Annotated in this window: 19 protein-coding genes; 7 read left to right on the forward strand and 12 right to left on the reverse strand. The window is 55.8% G+C overall.

The features are described 5' to 3' along the window. Window positions 1-20: 20 nt before the first annotated feature. Window positions 21-584 carry a hypothetical protein gene (locus tag AC2FH9_RS01010; RefSeq protein ID WP_281972138.1) on the reverse strand — a complete coding sequence of 188 codons (564 nt, stop codon included), beginning with the start codon at window positions 582-584 and terminating at the stop codon, window positions 21-23. Window positions 585-790: 206 nt separating this feature from the next. On the opposite strand from AC2FH9_RS01010, the gene fumC reads away from it, so the two are divergent. The 4 genes from fumC (at window position 791) to AC2FH9_RS01030 (ending at window position 3244) form a co-directional block, all read left to right on the forward strand. Continuing rightward, a complete protein-coding gene (gene fumC, locus AC2FH9_RS01015; RefSeq protein ID WP_281994652.1) occupies window positions 791-2185 on the forward strand; it encodes a class II fumarate hydratase in 1395 nt (464 codons plus the stop codon). Then, on the forward strand, window positions 2185-2361 hold the full coding sequence (locus tag AC2FH9_RS01020) for a DUF4169 family protein (RefSeq protein WP_142633944.1): 177 nt from the start codon (window positions 2185-2187) through the stop codon (window positions 2359-2361). The genes fumC and AC2FH9_RS01020 overlap by 1 nt, the downstream gene beginning before the upstream one ends. After that, entirely contained in the window at window positions 2358-2573 is a 216-nt protein-coding gene (locus AC2FH9_RS01025) for a ribbon-helix-helix domain-containing protein (protein ID WP_271947000.1), read from the forward strand. Before AC2FH9_RS01020 ends, AC2FH9_RS01025 begins: the two co-directional genes overlap by 4 nt. Before the next feature lie 68 nt (window positions 2574-2641). Then, window positions 2642-3244, forward strand: a complete 603-nt coding sequence (locus AC2FH9_RS01030) for a DNA-3-methyladenine glycosylase I (RefSeq protein WP_496870454.1) — start codon at window positions 2642-2644, stop codon at window positions 3242-3244. A gap of 6 nt (window positions 3245-3250) precedes the next feature. Here AC2FH9_RS01030 and AC2FH9_RS01035 read toward each other — a convergent pair whose 3' ends face one another. The 4 genes from AC2FH9_RS01035 to AC2FH9_RS01050 form a co-directional block, all read right to left on the reverse strand. Then, entirely contained in the window at window positions 3251-4132 is an 882-nt protein-coding gene (locus AC2FH9_RS01035; RefSeq protein WP_271946996.1) for a fructose bisphosphate aldolase, read from the reverse strand. 72 nt (window positions 4133-4204) lie between these two features. Then, the gene (locus tag AC2FH9_RS01040) at window positions 4205-5554 is read right to left on the reverse strand and encodes a cytochrome P450 (RefSeq protein ID WP_496870456.1); all 1350 of its coding nucleotides are present in this window, start codon (window positions 5552-5554) and stop codon (window positions 4205-4207) included. Continuing rightward, the gene (locus tag AC2FH9_RS01045; protein WP_496870458.1) at window positions 5551-6765 is read right to left on the reverse strand and encodes a hypothetical protein; all 1215 of its coding nucleotides are present in this window, start codon (window positions 6763-6765) and stop codon (window positions 5551-5553) included. The genes AC2FH9_RS01040 and AC2FH9_RS01045 overlap by 4 nt, the downstream gene beginning before the upstream one ends. Before the next feature lie 63 nt (window positions 6766-6828). After that, a complete protein-coding gene (locus tag AC2FH9_RS01050; RefSeq protein WP_271946989.1) occupies window positions 6829-7581 on the reverse strand; it encodes a cytochrome c biogenesis CcdA family protein in 753 nt (250 codons plus the stop codon). 105 nt (window positions 7582-7686) lie between these two features. On the opposite strand from AC2FH9_RS01050, the gene AC2FH9_RS01055 reads away from it, so the two are divergent. Continuing rightward, window positions 7687-7920 (forward strand): sulfurtransferase TusA family protein, encoded by a 234-nt coding sequence (locus tag AC2FH9_RS01055; RefSeq protein WP_271946987.1) that lies wholly within the window; start codon window positions 7687-7689, stop codon window positions 7918-7920. Between the two features lie 45 nt (window positions 7921-7965). On the opposite strand, the gene AC2FH9_RS01060 is transcribed toward AC2FH9_RS01055, so the two are convergent. The 7 genes from AC2FH9_RS01060 to purC form a co-directional block, all read right to left on the reverse strand. Continuing rightward, a complete protein-coding gene (locus AC2FH9_RS01060) occupies window positions 7966-10701 on the reverse strand; it encodes an Rne/Rng family ribonuclease (protein ID WP_496870460.1) in 2736 nt (911 codons plus the stop codon). Between the two features lie 506 nt (window positions 10702-11207). Beyond that, complete coding sequence (locus tag AC2FH9_RS01065; protein WP_142633961.1) at window positions 11208-12542, reverse strand: sigma-54-dependent transcriptional regulator; 1335 nt, start codon at window positions 12540-12542, stop codon at window positions 11208-11210. A gap of 12 nt (window positions 12543-12554) precedes the next feature. Further along, window positions 12555-14333, reverse strand: a complete 1779-nt coding sequence (locus tag AC2FH9_RS01070) for a sensor histidine kinase (protein WP_496803657.1) — start codon at window positions 14331-14333, stop codon at window positions 12555-12557. Between the two features lie 36 nt (window positions 14334-14369). Then, window positions 14370-15038 (reverse strand): phosphoribosylformylglycinamidine synthase subunit PurQ, encoded by a 669-nt coding sequence (gene purQ / locus AC2FH9_RS01075; protein WP_271946978.1) that lies wholly within the window; start codon window positions 15036-15038, stop codon window positions 14370-14372. Window positions 15039-15060: 22 nt separating this feature from the next. Next, window positions 15061-15291, reverse strand: a complete 231-nt coding sequence (gene purS / locus AC2FH9_RS01080; RefSeq protein ID WP_142633967.1) for a phosphoribosylformylglycinamidine synthase subunit PurS — start codon at window positions 15289-15291, stop codon at window positions 15061-15063. 95 nt (window positions 15292-15386) lie between these two features. Continuing rightward, window positions 15387-16046 (reverse strand): MarC family protein, encoded by a 660-nt coding sequence (locus AC2FH9_RS01085; protein ID WP_271946972.1) that lies wholly within the window; start codon window positions 16044-16046, stop codon window positions 15387-15389. 129 nt (window positions 16047-16175) lie between these two features. Next, window positions 16176-16931: a phosphoribosylaminoimidazolesuccinocarboxamide synthase gene (gene purC / locus AC2FH9_RS01090; protein WP_271946969.1), complete on the reverse strand. Its 756-nt coding sequence runs from the start codon at window positions 16929-16931 to the stop codon at window positions 16176-16178. Window positions 16932-17117: 186 nt separating this feature from the next. Between purC and AC2FH9_RS01095 the strand changes: the two genes are divergently transcribed. Next, window positions 17118-17435, forward strand: coding sequence for a DUF1476 domain-containing protein (locus AC2FH9_RS01095; protein ID WP_142633973.1), 318 nt, complete (start codon window positions 17118-17120; stop codon window positions 17433-17435). Window positions 17436-17553: 118 nt separating this feature from the next. Beyond that, the gene (bmt, locus tag AC2FH9_RS01100; protein ID WP_496870462.1) at window positions 17554-18567 is read left to right on the forward strand and encodes a betaine--homocysteine S-methyltransferase; all 1014 of its coding nucleotides are present in this window, start codon (window positions 17554-17556) and stop codon (window positions 18565-18567) included. Window positions 18568-18570 lie beyond the last annotated feature (3 nt).

Genomic DNA, 18570 nt, shown 5'->3' on the forward strand with positions numbered 1-18570 from the left:
AGCCTCGCGGTTTGCGGGGCTTACTCTTTCGTCAGGAACGTCTCTACGGAACGTGATTTGGTACCGTTGCGGAAACGGGAAAATGACAGGTTCAGACCGCCTTCTGCCAGCGTTCTGTCATATTGCTGCAGCTCATAGCCGCCATTTTCTGCAATGAACAACGAAAACACGGTCAGAGTTTGACCCTCAATCCGGCCCCAGACGAACGGTTCCCCCTGCATCGGGTCAAGCGGAACTTCATGGCCGAATACATTGCGCTTCATGGCCGCGGAAAAGATGTCCGATCTGTCCGAGGTCTGAAAATCAATCGAGAATGCCTGTTCCTTGACGCGGCCATTCAGTTTGTAAGTTGTCGTCTTCCAACTAACATTGAACCCGTTCTTCAATTCCTGGATTGACACACTCATATCACGAGGTGTTTCGGTCCCGTTTGCATCGACGACATTGGCAGACCCAACGTAGCTGCCAACAAAGGGCTCAATATCTGCCGCATGAAGCGGATTTACCGCCAAGGAGGCCCACAGAACGGTGGCAAAGGAATAGATAATGAATTTCAGGCAAGTGGTCGGGTGATTCAGACGCATTGCGGCCTCCGGCGTGCTCTGACTCTATAGTAGCTCACCCACCGGCGCGTACAATGGCGGTGATGGCGATTGCTTCGAGAAAAATGACGCAGCTCTGCGCCTATACCTTTGTCAGGCATAAGTTTATGGTGCGCGCAACTGGCCGATTGCACCGCGACGCTGCTGACTGTAATTGGCATGCAATGGTATACATGACGGAGTGACCGATGTCTCAAACCCGCACCGAATCCGACAGCTTTGGCCCGTTGGAAGTTCCCGCAGACAAATATTGGGGTGCACAGACCCAGCGTTCGATTATGAACTTCCCGATCGGATGGGAAAAACAGCCTGTGGCCATCGTGCGGGCATTGGGTGTGATCAAAAAAGCCTGCGCCATGCAGAACAAGTCGACAGGGAAACTGGACGCGCGGATTGCGGATGCGGTGATTCAGGCCGCGGGTGAGGTTTTTGAAGGTAAGTTCGATGACAACTTTCCGCTGGTCGTCTGGCAAACAGGATCCGGCACCCAGTCGAACATGAACTCGAACGAGGTTATTGCGAACCGGGCTATCGAAATCCTGGGTGGTACAATCGGCACAAAAGACCCGGTTCATCCGAACGATCATTGCAACATGGGCCAGTCCTCGAACGACACGTTCCCGACGGCCATGCATATCGCCACAGGTATGAGCGTTCGGGACGTTCTGCTGCCGGGTCTGGAAAAGCTGGCCTCGGGGCTGGAGCAGAAGGCCGAAGAATTCAAAGACATCATAAAGATCGGCCGGACCCATACGCAGGATGCCACGCCGCTGACGCTGGGTCAGGAATTTGGCGGCTACGCCCATCAAATTCGTCAGGGTATCGCACGGGTTAACGCCGCGATGCCGGGAATTTACGAGCTTGCCCAGGGCGGAACCGCTGTTGGCACTGGCCTGAACACCCAAACCGGTTGGAGCGAGGCGGTCGCTGCGAACATGGCAGATATCACCGGCCTGCCCTTTGTTACCGCTCCGAATAAGTTCGAGGCGCTGGCCGCCCATGATGCGATGGTTTTCCTATCGGGTGCTTTGGCGACCATTGCTGGCAGCTGCTATAAAATTGCAAATGATATCAGACTTTTGGGATCTGGACCGCGTTCCGGACTGGGCGAATTGATCCTGCCTGAGAATGAGCCCGGATCGTCCATCATGCCAGGCAAGGTAAACCCAACACAAGCCGAAGCACTGACTCAGGTCGCAGCACATGTCATGGGCAACGATGCCGCCATAAAATTCGCCGGCAGCCAGGGGCATTTCGAACTCAACGTCTATAACCCCATGATGTCCTACAATCTTTTGCAGTCGATCCAGTTGCTTGGTGATGCCACAGACAGCTTTACCGAGCGGATGTTGCTAGGCATTCAGGCCAACGAACCACGCATCGAAAAGCTGATGAAGGAATCGCTGATGCTGGTCACCGCGCTGGCGCCAACCATTGGGTACGACAACGCAACGACTGTTGCTAAGACCGCGCATAAAAACGGCACCACCCTTAAGGAAGAGGCCATCGCGCTTGGCTTTGTCGACGCCGAAACCTTTGACGCGGTTGTGCGCCCCGAACAAATGATTGGGCCCAAGGACTGATGGCAAAGCCGGTCAATCTGAACCGGTACAGAAAAGACAAGGCGCGGGCCGAGAAAAAGGCCCGCGCCGACCAGAACGCCGTGTCATTTGGGCGCAACAAAGCCGAGAAAGACGCAAGTAAAAAACATCTGGAAAAGTCGCGGCGCGACTTGGATGGGCACGAGATCGACAAATGAGTGGACGTCCCATCAAACGCTCATTGACGCTTAAAGGTCATCGAACCTCGGTATCTCTTGAGGACGAGTTTTGGAAAGCCTTTCGTGCCATTGCGGCTGATAAAGATATGGCAATCAACGCCTTAGCTGCGGAAATTGATTTTAACCGCGACCCTGAGGTCGGATTGGCTTCGGCAATACGCGTTTATATTCTGAACTGGTATCGCGGCTGACTTTCCGTTCTTGATTTGACCTCTGAAAAACGCCTATGCTCATACCAGAACAAAAGGGGTACATCGCGATGAGCAAGACAATTACCGGCCCAGACGGTCAACCGCGTTGTGCATGGTGTCAGTCTGCGCCAGAGTTTTTCGACTATCACGACAATGAATGGGGCTATCCGGTCAGCGACGATCAGCGTTTGTTTGAGAAGCTCTGCCTTGAAAGCTTTCAGTCCGGCCTCAGCTGGCGCACCATTCTTTCCAAACGCGAGAACTTTCGAAAAGCATTTAAACATTTTGATTACAACGCAATAGCGAAATTTGATGAGGCAGATGTCACCCGTCTTTTGCTGGATGCAGGCATTGTCAGGCACCGCGGAAAGATCGAAGCAGTCATCAACAACGCCCGGCGTGCCCAGGAGCTGGTGGCAGCTGAGGGGTCGATTGCAGCTTATGTCTGGCGCTATGAGGCCAGTTCACCGCCAGCGCCACAAACAGCCTCAACTTCGGCTGAATCTATTGCCATGTCCAAAGACCTTAAAAAGCGGGGATGGAAGTTTGTGGGCCCGACCACGGTTTTTGCATTCATGCAGGCCATGGGTCTTGTAAACGATCATGCGACCGAGTGCTCTATGCGGGAAAAAGCGGCACAGATGCGCCGCGATTTCACTAAACCGGAATAGCGCAGCTTAGGCAGAGGCGCGAGAAATCTTATCGATATTGCTGCCGAGGGCCGTATTGAATTCGGCATCTGACTGCTTTTTCGACAGTCCTTCGGTCAGCGCACGAGAGAAAGACGCAATCATCTTGCTATTCTGCGCCAGCAGATCACAGGCTTGTTCGGTCGAATATCCGCCGGACAGGGCTACGACCCGCAAAACTCTGGGGTGGTCAGCCAGATCGTCATACAGATTAGCCTGGCTGGGGATGGTAAGCTTAAGCATGACATCCTGACCATCATCCAACTGATCTAGGTTCTGCAAGATTTCCGATTTTAGAATTGCTTCGGCTTCGGCTTTGGTGGTCGAGTTGATGTTCACCTCGGGCTCGACAATCGGAACCAACCCGGCGGCAACGACTTCACGCGCCACATCGAACTGCTGCGCGACAACGTTTGCGATGCCTTTGGCGTTGGCCTCATGGATCACGGAACGTTCCTTAGTGCCGAAAACGCCTTCGGCTTTAGCCAAAGTATCGGCCAAACCGGGGATCGGTTTCATGACCTGAACGCCATCGGCCTCATCCTCGAGGCCCTTGTCGATCTTCAGAAACGGAACAATGCCTTTTACGTTCCAAAGAAAATCTGCGACTTTACGGCCATCAATCTCTTCACTGAGCGTGCGTTCGAACAGGATCGCGCCGATGACTTTGTCGTTTGTGAAGCCATCCGCCAGAATGATACGCGCGCGCATCTTCTGGATTTCGCCGAACATCTCTGCGTCCGAGTCGTATTCTGACGCGTCTACCCCATAAAGCGCCAGCGCCTTGGGGGTCGAGCCGCCACTTTGGTCCAGTGCAGCAATAAAACCGGCACCGTTGGACATCTGCTCGCGCTGTTGTGTTTTGGACATATGACTTTCCCGTTCGAAATGATTCCGCGTTTTTCAACCGCATACAGCATGGAGCATGCCGATGGTAGTTTGTTAGCGCTCAACCAGGCGCAACCAAATTCCATCTTTGGATCTGACGGTCAGATGAGCCACCGGAACCGGCTCTGGCGTGTCCGAGATTTCGAACCTGAACTTCCGCAGTAGTGACGACAGCAATACCGGACCTTCGACCATTGCAAATCCGGCACCGATGCAAATGCGCGACCCGGCAGAGAATGGGATGAAAGCCTCTCTGGGACAGCTTTCCTCATTGCCCTTGGCCCAGCGAGACGGGTCGAACCCGTCGGGGTCTGCCCACAGACGTTCGTGCCGATGCAGGTGCCACGGGCTGATGACTATCTGCGAGCCCGGTTTAATCGCTCGGCCCCTGAAGTTTTCGCGGCATGTGGCCTCTCGCACCATCATCGGGACCGGAGGGTACAGGCGCAGCGTTTCGCGAAACACGTCGCGGCTGAGCTTCAACAGCGATACGGAGGTAAAATCGGATAGGTCCAGCCCTTGCGCCTCGGCCGCCAGCTTGTCCTGCCAATCCGGGTGGGTCGCCAAAAGGTACAATGCCCAAGCCAACGCAGAAGCGCTGGTCTCGTGGCCTGCCAGAAAGAAGATCGCCACCTGATCAACCATCTCCTGCGTGTCAAAACACTTGCCGGTCTTGGGATCAGCCGTTGTCATGATCTTTGTTGCCAGATCATGCGGCGCCTGCCCGGCCTCAATCATCCTCGCGCGTTGAGCGGTCATTTCGGTGATCAGCGTCCTGATTTCACGCGCGGTCTTGCGAGTTTTTCTGGAATGTAGCCGCGGCATCCATTTGGGCAGAGGCAGAAACGCCGCCAAATTCAACAGCGGTTGCTCTCTTTGATAGGTTCGGAATTTCTCAAAAACCTGAGACGCAACGCGGTCTTCAATCGGTACAGAAAAAAGCGTTCGAAAGATCACATCCGCGGCGACGTGACTGGTAACCTCTTCGCACTCGATGACAGAACCGGCCTGCCCGCGCAGACGCGCGACGCAGGCCTCTGCCGCCTGAACCATGGCCGGATAGGTATCTTTCAGGCGCCCGCCCTCAAACGCCGGGTCGATAACCCGGCGCTGGCGTTTCCAGTTTTCACCATTGGTCAGAAAGACCGAATTCCCCAGCAACGGCCGCAGACCCTCGCCAATACGGTCTGATTTCGGAAAATCATCGGGGCGTTTTTTCAGAACGGTTTCAACAAGCTCTGGTTGGTTCGTCAAATATGATCGAAAGAACGGCGTCTTAAACTCGGCCATCCATGCGCGGTACAATCGCTGCGGCTGTGCCGAGAGGATGTCCTTGCGAAACAACCTGAAATAGCGCCACAGCGAAACCCTGTCTGGCCGCGATGTGGGCTTTGGCGGGGTCATGGCTGCACCGATACATATTTGGAAACGGATTGCGCAATCCGTGATCCCGAGGGTTTACGCCCTGCGAACCGATGCCCAAGCGACAGAGGCCCGGCAGTCACGCGGAAATAATCGTACCTGTCCGGGTGATCAAAGGCGCAGAGATATTGGAAGTGCAGTCTGAAAAACCGCCACCTCAGGGCGCGCCACCGTTCTGCTGACAGCGTTTGCGTAAACGCGGCAGATAACACCAAAGGCCAGCGCTGATCGGCATCCGCGACCCCGCTTACAGCGACAGGATCACACAGAGCGAATGCGCAGCCGTCCCCGGGTGCAGAAATGTCGACCCAAGCCAAGTCTTCGCGTTTCGAAAGAAACCTCAGGTCCGCGCGCAGATCATATGCGTTGGGCAGGAACGAGACCATGGGAACCACCTGCCCCAATGTCAGAAAGGACAGCTCTGGCCCGTCTGTGCCCACCCGTCCGGATCGGATCAGATCGGCCAGAACCGTGACACCCAGATGAGCGCCGGAACTGTGGCCGACGATCAGAACCTCATCCATCTCATCGGTAAGAGCTGCGGCAATCGCATTTGTGAACTCCGATAGGCGTCCAGCCAATTCAGGAGGTGTTTTACCACCTGAAGCCGCTGAATAGGCGTAATCGTGCATCAGATAATAGACGAACAGCTTGTTGTCGATTTTCCGGAACCACAGCATCAGCACATAGGCAACACCAATAGACAGAACCAACGCCACCAAAGACAGGACCGGCGCAATCAGAACTGTCAGCCCGATGACCACAGCCATTGCGACCAAAAGCTGTGCGATCAGCATCACGATCGGATAAATCGCGGCAATCACCGGACCTTTGCGCAATCGCATCAGGCGCCATAACACGCCGGTCGAGATATAGATCCATGCCGTACGCAGCATCTGCAGATAGGTGGCCGCAATCGAGTTCGACATGCTGGAGCGTACGATGTCGGACCAGACCAGCACCTCGACATCTGTGTGAACTTCAGCCCCGTCCTGAACCGAATGGACGTGCCATCCATACAAGCCCTCTCCGGTTTTGGGCGAGACCGAGATTTCATACCCTGAAATAGCCGCCTGTCTTGCGCTTTCACTGCGGTAAAGCTCGCGATAGCGCCGTGGGGGGATCGGGTCATATCCGGGAATATAGAATACCCTACGCCGTTTCACCCGAGGTTGATTTGTCTGACTGCTCATGGTCTTACCTTCTGCGACGCAGGTTAGCGCAGCATTACAGCCAAAGTAAGTCAGATAAGAGGGTTACCCAAAGTTTGCCAGCGCCGGGAAGGCTTCCAACAGCCACCAACTGAACTCAGTGAACAGGCCGGTGATCAGCATGATACCAACAAACAGCAACAGGCCACCCATGATCCTCTCGATCAGTGCCATATGGGGCTTTATTCGGTTCATCACCGACATGGATCGGTTCAGGAACATCGCGGCGAGCAGGAAAGGTATGCCAAGACCCGCTGCATAGACGCCCAGCAACAATGTCCCACGTGCGACGGATGCCTCGGAGGCAGCCAACGACAGGATCGCACCCAGTTGCGGGCCGATACAGGGCGTCCAGCCAAAGGCGAAGGCCAGACCCAGAATATAGGCCCCAAAGACAGACCCGCCGCTGTCGCCGGCTTCGATCCGGGCCTCACGGTCAAGGAATGGGATGCGGAAAACGTTCAGGAAATGCAGGCCAAAGACTATGACAACCGCGCCCGAGATCTTGGCGAACAGCACCTGGTTCTGCAGCACGAACGCCCCAAACGCAGAGGCTGTGAAGCCAAGCAACAGAAACACCGTGGACAGCCCCATAACAAAGAACAGCGCCGAAAGTGTCGCCTTTCTGCGTGCACGGGCCTCATCCTGCATCTCGTTGATCGTGACGCCACTCATATAGGCGAGATAGGGCGGCACAATCGGTAGCACGCAGGGCGATAAAAAGCTGATCAACCCACCGAGCAATGCGATGAACATGGCGGGCAACAGCCCTGCGTCAATGATATCAATTCCGAACATGTTTCAGCACATATGTCATGAAGTCGCCCGCGTCACGGGGCCATTCGGTCACATCCTCGTGGTTGCACGCTGGACACCGTCTGAAAGTGGAAATATCTCAGGTACATGTCAAACCAAACCGAGACACTGGACGCGTTGGGGCTGCTGTGCCCTCTGCCCGTCCTGAAGGCCCGTAAACGGCTCAAGTCAATGCCCGCGGGAGCGGTCTTGAAAGTGCTAGCGGATGATCCCGCTGCAGTCATTGATGTTCCACATTTCTGCATGGAAAGTGGACATCGATTGCTGTCACAGGAAGAATCTGACGGGCATCAGGTCTACACCATCCAGAAGTCCGTTTGAGGCCTATCAAAGAAAAAGGCGGGCTCTGAGGCCCGCCTTTTCAAGTTACTGGCCCAACGACCACCAACCGCGCCGTTTTGGCTTGGCAGGCTCCGATGGCGTTTCCGGTTCATCCGCAACCACTTCCAGCACAGGCTCTGTGACTTCTACTGCTGGTTCCTCAGTGGCTTCAACCGCAACAACCTCTTGAACAGGCTCTGCCGCTTCCGGCGTTTCTTCTGTCGGCACGGCAGTTTCCGAAACTGTTTCCTGTTTCGGTGCTGCTTCGGCTTCGACAGTTTCGATTTCTGCCGGAGCTTCCGTTTCAGCTTCGACCTTGGCCTCTGGTTCAGCTTTGACGACCTGTTCGGTTATCGTCTCGGCATCTTCGGCGTCCTTCTTCTTGCGACGCTGAGCCCGGCGGCGTTTAGGCTTGGCAGGCGCTTCTTCCTGCGTCTCTTCCACCGCTACTACGGCATCTGTTGCAGGTTCTTCCACAGCTTCCTCGGACGCTTCAGCTGTATCTTCATCAGCCTCTTGCCCGTTAGAATCCTGCCCCTCGGCACCACCATTGCCCTTCTTGCGACGACGCCGACGGCGCTTGCGCTTGGGTTTGGTTTCATCTTCAGCCTGCGGCGTTTCTTCTTCGACGGTCTCTTCTTCAGAGGCGTCGACCATTTCCATCAGCGTGGCATCAACCGATACAACCGGCGCACTGGCTTCGGGAACAATCCGGCTGGCGGTCTTGAACTTCTCCATCGAGAAATCAGGGCTTACCAGATGCACATCCCCTTCGATGCGAACCGACAGACCATAGCGCGCCTCAATCTGTGCGATATGCTCGCGCTTTTGGTTCATCAGGAAGTTGGCGATGCTGACCGGGCAGCGCACCAGCACCTCGCGTGAGCGACGGCGCGTACCTTCTTCCTCGATCTGGCGCAGAATGCTCAGCGCCATGTTGTCATCCGAACGGATCAGGCCGGTGCCATGGCAGGCCGGACAAGGCTGTGTCGTTGCCTCCAACATACCGGGACGCAGGCGCTGTCGGCTCATTTCCATCAGACCAAAACCAGATATGCGACCAACCTGGATGCGCGCACGATCTGTTTTCAGCTTTTCTTTCAGGCGTTTTTCGACAGCGGCGTTGTTTTTCCGCTCGTCCATATCGATAAAGTCGATGACGATCAGGCCGGCCAGATCACGCAGGCGCAACTGGCGAGCCACCTCTTCGGCGGCCTCAAGGTTGGTCTTCAGGGCCGTTTCCTCGATCGACCCTTCTTTGGTTGCCCGACCCGAGTTCACGTCGACCGCCACAAGCGCTTCGGTCACGCCGATCACGATATAGCCACCCGATCTCAACTGGACCGTCGGGTTGAACATCCCCGCCAGATAGCTTTCCACCTGATAGCGCGCGAACAATGGCAGCGCGTCTTCGTACCGCTGCACATTCTTGGCGTGCGACGGCATGATCATTTTCATGAAGTCCTTGGCGATGCGATATCCGCCCTCGCCTTCGACAAGTACCTCGTCGATGTCACGATTATAGAGATCACGGATCGACCGTTTGATCAGATCGCCTTCTTCATAGATCTTCGCAGGCGCGATGGATTTCAACGTCAGCTCGCGGATTTGTTCCCACATACGTTGCAGATATTCGTAATCGCGCTTGATTTCGGATTTGGTGCGTTTCGCCCCGGCGGTCCGAATGATAAGACCGGCCCCTGTCGGGACGTCAATCTCAGCCGCAATTTCCTTAAGCTTTTTGCGATCAGGCGCGTTGGTAATCTTACGGCTGATGCCGCCGCCCCGCGCGGTGTTCGGCATCAAAACACAATATCGGCCAGCAAGTGACAAATAAGTGGTCAGAGCTGCTCCTTTGTTGCCACGCTCTTCCTTGACGACCTGCACAAGCAGAACCTGGCGTACTTTGACGACTTCTTGAATCTTGTACCGGCGCGCGCGCGGTTTGCGCGGTGGACGGATGTCTTCGCTGTCATCTTCGTCGGCAACCGACTCAATAGTCTCGTCTTTTGCGGTGGCGTCCGTACGGGTGTTTTCTTCTTCGTCGTCGCCAACCTCGTCAGAGGCGTCCTCGGCGTTGGCTTCAGCGCTTGTCGCGTCATCCGCGTCCGTCTCAGTCGCGGAGCTTTCCTGCGCCCCGGCCTCTTCGTCCGTGCCGACTTGATCAGCGCTGGCATCCGATTGGTCGATTTCATCCGCAGGCGCGTCTTCAGTTTCTGCGGTTGCTTCTTCCGCCTCCGGTTCCTCCGTCGGCTCTTCTACCGGAGTTTCTGCCACATGATCGGCCGGAGATGTTCCTTCTTCTACAGAAGGATCATTGGCCTCATCGCTCTCATCCAGGTCAATCGTTTCCATGCCTGTGGGTTCGGACGAGACCTCGACCGATTCCACTGCATCATCCGATTTGATATCGGCGGCCTTGGCGCGCGAGCGCGAACGGCGTCTTTTGGGCTTGGTTTCCTCAGCCTCATCACGCGCACGCATTGCCTCGGCATAGGCGCGCTCTTCTTCCATCAGAGCTTCGCGATCAGCGACGGGAATCTGATAATAGTCGGGATGAATTTCGGAGAAAGCCAGGAATCCGTGGCGATTTCCGCCATAGTCAACAAAAGCTGCCTGCAGCGAGGGTTCGACCCGTGTAACTTTTGCTAGATATATGTTGCCAGCAAGCTGACGTTTGTTTTCGGATTCAAAATCAAATTCCTCGACCTTGTTTCCGTCAACCACCACGACGCGGGTTTCTTCCGCGTGGGTGGCATCGATAAGCATTTTCTTAGCCATGTTTCCTTGGTGCACCGCGCCAAACGCGTTGTCCTAACCCGTCCAGGAGGACAGGTGCTTTTGGGGTGGTGTCTTGTCAGGGCGATTTCAGACGGCGCGCTGCAGGGTCTGGCACTGTGGCCCCCTGCCCGTACACTCAGTCGTTGCGCGCGCGTCATCGCGGTTCTTCTCCGACAGACGCGAACGACCGCTGCCTGCCCATTTATTCCTTTCGCCCGCTTTTCTGCGGGCTCAGGCGTTCAATCACCCCGGTAAGGGGCACAATCGGTCTGCTTGGCCAGTGTGGGACCTGGTCTCCACCAGTGGCGTAGCAGCGAATCTCAAAGATCGGGACTTTTCGGCGTCAAATCCGCCCGGCCCGTCTGGTTACAATAAAAGCAGTCCTGTGGAAAAGACAATGGGCAAACTGCATTGAAGATCCCGACCACCGGTCGGGATCTCGTTATCCAGCTAAAAACATTACTTGGTATCACCCAAAGGGCGACAAAGGCATCGCCTCAAGCCCGTCACAGGTAATCGGAACGTTGCAGGCCATATTTGGCCATCTTCTCATTCAATGTGCGACGCGGCAGGCATAGCTCATCCATAACCGAGGCAATCGACCCCTTATGCCGCCGCATGGTATTGTCGATCAACATCCGCTCGAATGCCTCGACATATTCCTTGAGCGGCTTGCCTTCGGTCGTCATCACGGGCTGCATTTCTTCGTGATCAGACATCAACAGGGACGCGATCGTCCCCGATCCGCGACGGGATTGCAGCACGGCACGTTCCGCGATGTTTATCAGCTGCCGTACGTTTCCGGGCCACGGCGCTTGCAAAAGCTGAGCCGCCTCTTGCGCACTGACCTGAGGTGCATCGCAGCCGTATTCTTCGGCGAATTGCTCGCTCAGCCGCGTGAACAGGGTCAGAATGTCTTCACCACGCTGACGCAGCGGCGGCATTGTGATCCGCAAAGCTGCTAGCCGGTAGAACAGATCAGGGCGCAGAACGTCCTCGCTGGTTTTCCCAGCTTCCTGCAGGTTGGATATGGCGACGATGCGGGTTTCTGCAGGCGTGCCCTGATCATTCATGACACTCAGCAGTTTCGCCTGAAGCGTATCGCTGAGTGCCTCGACATCCTCCAGAACCAGGGTTCCACCCCGAGCTTCCTCAATCGCGGGCAACTGGCTGTCTTCTGGCATCATCGGGCCGAACAGACGCTTTCCCAAGGCCTCTTCTTCGAGGGCAGCACACGAAACCAGAACAAATTTTTTGCCTGCGCGACTGCCAACAGCGTGCAACGCATGTGCAACCAGGGTTTTCCCGGTGCCGGTTTCTCCGTCGATCAGAACATGACCGTCAGCCTGCCCCAGATCCAGAATATCCTCGCGCAGGCGCTCCATCACGGGGCTGGCACCGATGAGCTTGTTCATGATCTGAGTGCCACCGGACAGCTCGCGGCGCAGGGCCCGATTGTCCAGCGTCAACCGGCGGGCATTGCTGGCACGTTTGGCCAGTTCGGACATCCGATCCGGGTTAAACGGCTTTTCGAGGAAATCAAACGCACCCACGCGCATGGCCTCAACCGCCATTGGCACGTCACCGTGGCCGGTAATCATGATGACCGGCAAGGTGCTGTCCGCGCCCATCAGCTTTTTCAACAGCTGGATACCGTCCATACCAGGCATCTTGATGTCCGATATGACGATACCCGGATAATCCGGACCCAGAACTTTCAGTGCATCCTCGGCACTGGAAAAGGTTTCAGTGTCATATCCCGACAGTGCCAGCCATTGGCTGATCGACTGGCGCATGTCCTGTTCGTCATCAACAATGGCGATTTTCATGGCCTGTGCCATATTCATTCCTCGTTATTCAGCGGCCTCAAGGCCATCGCTTCCAAGTATCGGCAGTTGCATCTCAAACACCGCGCCACCGTGCTGGCTGTTGCGCGCGGTCAGCCGTCCCCCATGGTCGTTCACGATACCGGATGAGATGGCAAGCCCCAGACCGACTCCATCGCCGGGTTGTTTGGTCGTGTAGAACGGTTCAAACAGGTTTTCGATGTCTTCAATCCCATAGCCGTTATCACGTACAGTCAGCACCGCCTGGTCACCCGCGGCCAGTATGATTTCAACATCCGGTTCCGATACAGACTTGGTGGCGTCCAAGGCATTACGCAAGAGGTTCACCATCACCTGTTCGATCCGCATGCGGTCGCCCATGACCAGTACGGTTTCTTCCGGTAGTATCTGCGTAATCTTGACGTGCCTCTGACGCAGTTGCGGCTCCATCATTGACAGCGACGAAGCCAGCGCTTCGCCAAGGTTAACTGGTGAAAACGCATCCGCACCCTTGCGTGCATAGGACTTGAGCTGGCGTGTTATTGCGCCCATCCGTTCAATCAGGCCGTCGATGCGGCCAAAGCTGGCCAGCGCCTCTTCGGGGCGGTTCCGTCGCAGCAGCAAACGCGCGCCGGCAAGATAGGTCTTCATTGCAGCCAAAGGTTGATTCAGCTCGTGGCTGACGGCCGCAGACATCTCGCCCAGGGCCGCGAGTTTCGAGCTTTGGGCCAGCGTCTGCTCGGCTACTTCCAGCGTCTTTTCAACCCGTTCCCTCTCAGCGATTTCCCGCTGTAGCCTTGCGTTCAATGCGCGAAGCTCTGCCGACTCGCGCTGGAACAAGGCCATTCTGAACGTGGCCCTACGGCTGAGCGCATAGAAGGCAAGCGCCAACAGAATCGCAAAACCCATGATTTCCAATGCAAGAACGCTGTTTACCTTCTCACGGATCGAGGCGTAGGTCGTGAACGAGGTCATGGTCCAGCCGCGGAATGGAATGCGTGTCTCCATGCGGATCACCGCCTCGCCCTGCAAATAGGCGTCGGGGGGCAGAGCCGTCCAATCGGTCGTGGCCCTGATAGCGCGCTGGATGGCACTTTGCGGCGGCTGCCGCAGCATGGCAGCCCCCTCTTCTACTCCGCGCCATTGCGGTTCAGTCGACAGAATAATGGTGCCCGTACTGTCAGCGACCAGAACAGCATCGGAGATCCCTGCCCAGGCGCGTTCGAATTTCTGCAGATCAACCTCGACAACGATGACACCAAGGATATCCGACGAGGCCTCCATCCGGCGCGAATAGATAAAGCTGTAACCACCGGATTCCTTTTCAATCACGGTGAAGATGGTCGAGTTTGACCGAATGGAATCTACAAAATACGGCGCGTTTCTGTGCGTCTCGCCCAACCGGCTGCGATCAGTTGCGGCAACAGATCGGCCATCCCGGTCTAAAAGCATCAAGGATGCGGCGCCTATCTCTTCGACAAAAGAAATAAGTCGCTGCGTGGACAGTGTAAAATCGCTGGATTGCAACGCCGAGATCAGCGTCGGATCCCGCGCTAGCAGCTGCGGCACAATCGCATTTCTGCGCAGCTCGCTCAGCAGGTTCCCGGAATACAGAGCAAGGCGCAGTTCGGCCCGGTTTCGCGTGGATTCAGTAAACCGATCCGTCAGCAGACTGTTGGTTATCCATATCGTCGCAACCGTTACCAACAAAAGCACCAGAACAGCCGCGCGCAAAGGCCAGCCAAGAGGCGCAGCGCGGAGCGGTTTGAACAGTGCAGACCAGGTAGAGCGTGTGTCGGAACTCATTCCCGAAAGTTACGCGGGCTAAGATGCAAGCTCAAGTCACGCAGGTGCGACGATGCCCGACAATGCGCGAAACAATGCCGTTCCATCGGTGCCACCATGCCCTTCGTCTGCCGCTCGTTCGGGATGCGGCATCATACCAAGAACACGGCGGTTTTCAGACAGAATGCCCGCAATGTCGCCAACCGAGCCGTTCGGATTCTCGGTATAGGTGAATGCGATCCGGTCGTGATCCCTGAGCGTGGACAATGTAGCCTCATCCGCGAAATAGTTTCCATCATGATGCGCAATCGGAATGCCGATCACATCGCCAGCGTTATAGCCTTGGGTAAAGGCGCTGTCGCTGGTTGCGACCTTCAGGCCTACGGTACGACAGATATATTTCAGGTTCGCATTGCGCAGCAGAGCGCCGGGCAGAATGCCCGTTTCGGTCAGGATCTGAAAACCGTTACAGATACCAACGGCGTATCCGCCACGCTCGGTGTGGTCGACCACGGCCTTGCAGATCGGGGATTGTGCGGCAATCGCTCCGCAGCGCAGGTAGTCTCCATAAGAAAACCCGCCGGGGACACCGACAATGTCCACGCCCTTGGGCAGAGCAGCATCTTTATGCCAGACCATGTCTACCTGGAATCCGGCCTGTTCAAAGGCAACGGCAAGATCCCGATCACAGTTGGAACCGGGGAAAACGATGACAGCTGCGCGCATGGCTAGCCCTCCTGCAAGCGGTTCAGACCAGTTCGATCTCGTAGCGTTCGATGACCGTGTTAGCCAACAGTTTTTCGCACATCTCGGTGACGTCCGATTCCGTCGCACCCTCGGCGAGTTCAAGATCAATCACCTTGCCCTGACGGACGCCTTCAACCTGATCAAAACCCATGGCACCCAATGCGTGGCGCACCGCTTCACCCTGCGGGTCAAGTACCCCGGTTTTCAGCATCACATGCACACGTGCTTTCATTTACTGCAACTCCAGCTGAGGGCCGGTATTTGAGGCCCGTTCCGTTGTGCGCGGGGATAGCGCGACTGTCGGCGTTCGACAACCCTTGTCAGCACCTACCCGGAACCCTTTAGCGCGGGATAATGCGTATCTATTGCGTTGAAGGTCCCTGTCAGAACCATTTCAACCGCTACGGCAACCAAAATGATGGCCATAACACGGGTGATCACATTGATCATTGTCGGCCCAAAGAACCTGGAAATAGGGTCAGCGAATAACAATCCCAGCCCGACAATAGCGCAGGCAATCAAAACGGCCGCCCCCAACGTTACTACCTCGGCGCCGTCGGGCAAACTATGCGCGAACACAATGGTTGTCGCGATAGTGCCGGGCCCAATCGTCAACGGGATAGCCAGGGGAACAACCGCAATGTTCTTCTTCTGCGCGCCATCTTTAACGGCTTTTTGATCGCTTTCTGACCGGTCAGACGCGTTCAGCATCGACATGCCAACCCCTAGAATAATCAACCCACCGGCGATGCGAAAAGACGGAATGTCGATACCGAAAAGCGCCAGAATTTCTTCGCCGATCAGTACCGAAATCAGTGATACAATCACCACTGTGGCTGTCACAACCATTGCAACGCGTTTACGTTCTGGCGGGCTGTACCCCTCGGTCATGCTGAGGAAGATCGGGATGCCGTATAGCGGGTTGAAAATCGCCAGCAGCGCAGCGAGGAACTTTAAAAATACTGCCTGATCAAATAGCTCGGCCATTTTTGTTCACCCGATTACGCTTGTTCAACAAACAATGCCGGACAAGCTGCGGCCCTGTCAAATACCCGATCTCAAATAAAAACGCCGCCCAATATCGGCGGCGTTTTTGCGTTGTTCTTCGGCGTTCGATCAGTTGATCAAGGTCGGTTTGGACACATTGCTTTTCGGCAGAACGCCTAGTCGACGCGCAACTTCCGAGTAGGCGTCGGTCAGGCTGCCCAAGTCGCGGCGGAACACGTCCTTGTCCAGCTTCTGGCCGGTTTCGATATCCCAAAGACGGCAGCTGTCTGGGCTGATTTCATCCGCTATGATCAGGCGCTGGAAGTCACCTTCATAGACGCGACCGATTTCAATTTTGAAATCGACCAGACGAATGCCAACCGCCAGCATCACACCGCTCATGAAATCATTCACCCGCAATGCGAGGCTAAGAATGTCTTCCATGTCCTGCTGGCTGGCCCATCCAAAGGCGGCGATATGTTCTTCGGTGACAAGAGGATCACCCAACGCGTCGTCCTTGTAGCAGTATTCCACTATCGGGCGCGGCAGCTGTGTCCCCTCGGCAATGCCAAGGCGTTTGGACATCGTGCCAGCCGCGAAATTGCGAACAATAACTTCAAGCGGTACGATTTCGCAGTTGCGGACCAACTGTTCGCGCATGTTCAGGCGACGGATGAAATGGGTCGGCACACCGATTTGATTCAACCCGTTCATGAAGTATTCGCTCAGGCGGTTGTTCAGCACACCTTTCCCGTCGATCACGTCCTTCTTTTCAGCGTTGAAGGCGGTGGCGTCATCCTTGAAATACTGCACGATTGTACCCGGTTCAGGGCCTTCATACAAAATCTTGGCCTTACCTTCGTAAATTTTCTTGCGACGCGCCATGAGCGACCTTTCCAGACTGTCGCGAGGGAAAAAGTTCCTTCGCCTTGGCGCTCTCTTAGTCCAACCCCCACCTTCCCGCAAGTTCCGAGGACCGAGAGGCTTTGACGCAGCGCAAATACCTTGCACCCGGATCGTCGTATCGTCATATCATTAAGGAAAGAACTACCAACCCAAGGGGTCCAACTGATGACTACGTTTGACGAGCGCGAAAATGCATTCGAAGCAAAATTCGCCCATGATGAAGAAATGCAGTTCAAAGCACAGGCGCGTTGCAACAAACTGCTTGGCCTTTGGGCGGCCGAAAAACTGGGCAAAACCGGTAATGAAGCCGATGAATACGCAAAATCCGTTGTGATTTCAGACCTGGAAGAAACCGGGCACGAGGATGTCGTGCGCAAAGTTTCCGGCGATCTCGGGGATCTGTCTTCGGATGACGATATCCGCGCAAAAATGGCCGAGTTTCTGGTCGAGGCCAAAGCACAGGTTCTCAACGAAACCAACTAAGGTCTCCCCGCAATATTCATGATCTTCATGAGATTTATGAATTTGATTTGACGCCCCGGTCATGAGACACGGGGCGTCTCGCATTTTTAGCGCGGCTCGCCAGTTTCGGAATATTCTTATGACAAATGCGCTCAGCAAACTTCTGGACTCCAACACGACTCTTTTGGCGGATGGAGCAACAGGTACAAACCTATTCAACATGGGCCTGCAGTCGGGCGACGCGCCCGAGCTTTGGAACGTCGATGCACCGGATAAAATCCGCGCGCTCTATCAGGGCTCAGTAGACGCAGGCAGCGACCTTTTCCTGACCAACACATTCGGCGGGACATCTGCGCGTCTCAAACTGCACGAGGCTCAGACCCGGGTCGCTGAACTGAACCGCGCAGGCGCAGAACTTGGCCGTGAGGTTGCTGACAAAGCCAACCGTCCGGTTATCGTCGCGGGATCGGTCGGACCAACCGGCGAGATCATGCAGCCTGTTGGCGCCCTGTCCCATGCCGATGCCGTGGAAATGTTCCACGAACAGGCGCAGGCATTGAAGGACGGCGGTGTCGATGTTCTTTGGGTCGAAACCATCAGCGCCCCAGAAGAGTTCAGGGCCGCGGCAGAAGCCTTTGCGCTGGTCGATATGCCCTGGTGTGGCACGATGAGCTTTGACACGGCTGGCCGCACCATGATGGGTGTCACATCCGCCGACTTTGCTCAGTTGGTTGAAACGCTCCCTAACCCGCCGGTTGCCTTTGGCGCAAATTGCGGGACTGGCGCGTCTGATATTCTGCGCACTGTCCTTGGATTTGTCGCACAAGGTACGGAACGACCGCTGATATCAAAAGGCAATGCCGGTATTCCGAAATATGTGGATGGACATATTCATTATGACGGCACGCCGGAACTGATGGGCCATTATGCGACCATGGCGCGAGAGGCTGGCGCAAGCATTATCGGCGGATGTTGCGGCACAATGCCCGAGCATCTGCGGCACATGAGAGCTGCGCTTGACGGTGCCCCGTCCGGTATACGCCCAACCCTTGATCAGATCACGGACGCGCTGGGCCCGTTCTCATCCGCAACTGACGGGACTGGCGAGTCCGCCCTTCCGGAACGGCGCGTGCGTAAACGCCGCCGCGCCTGACAA

The organism is Ruegeria sp. CDSC081, assembly GCF_059610485.1.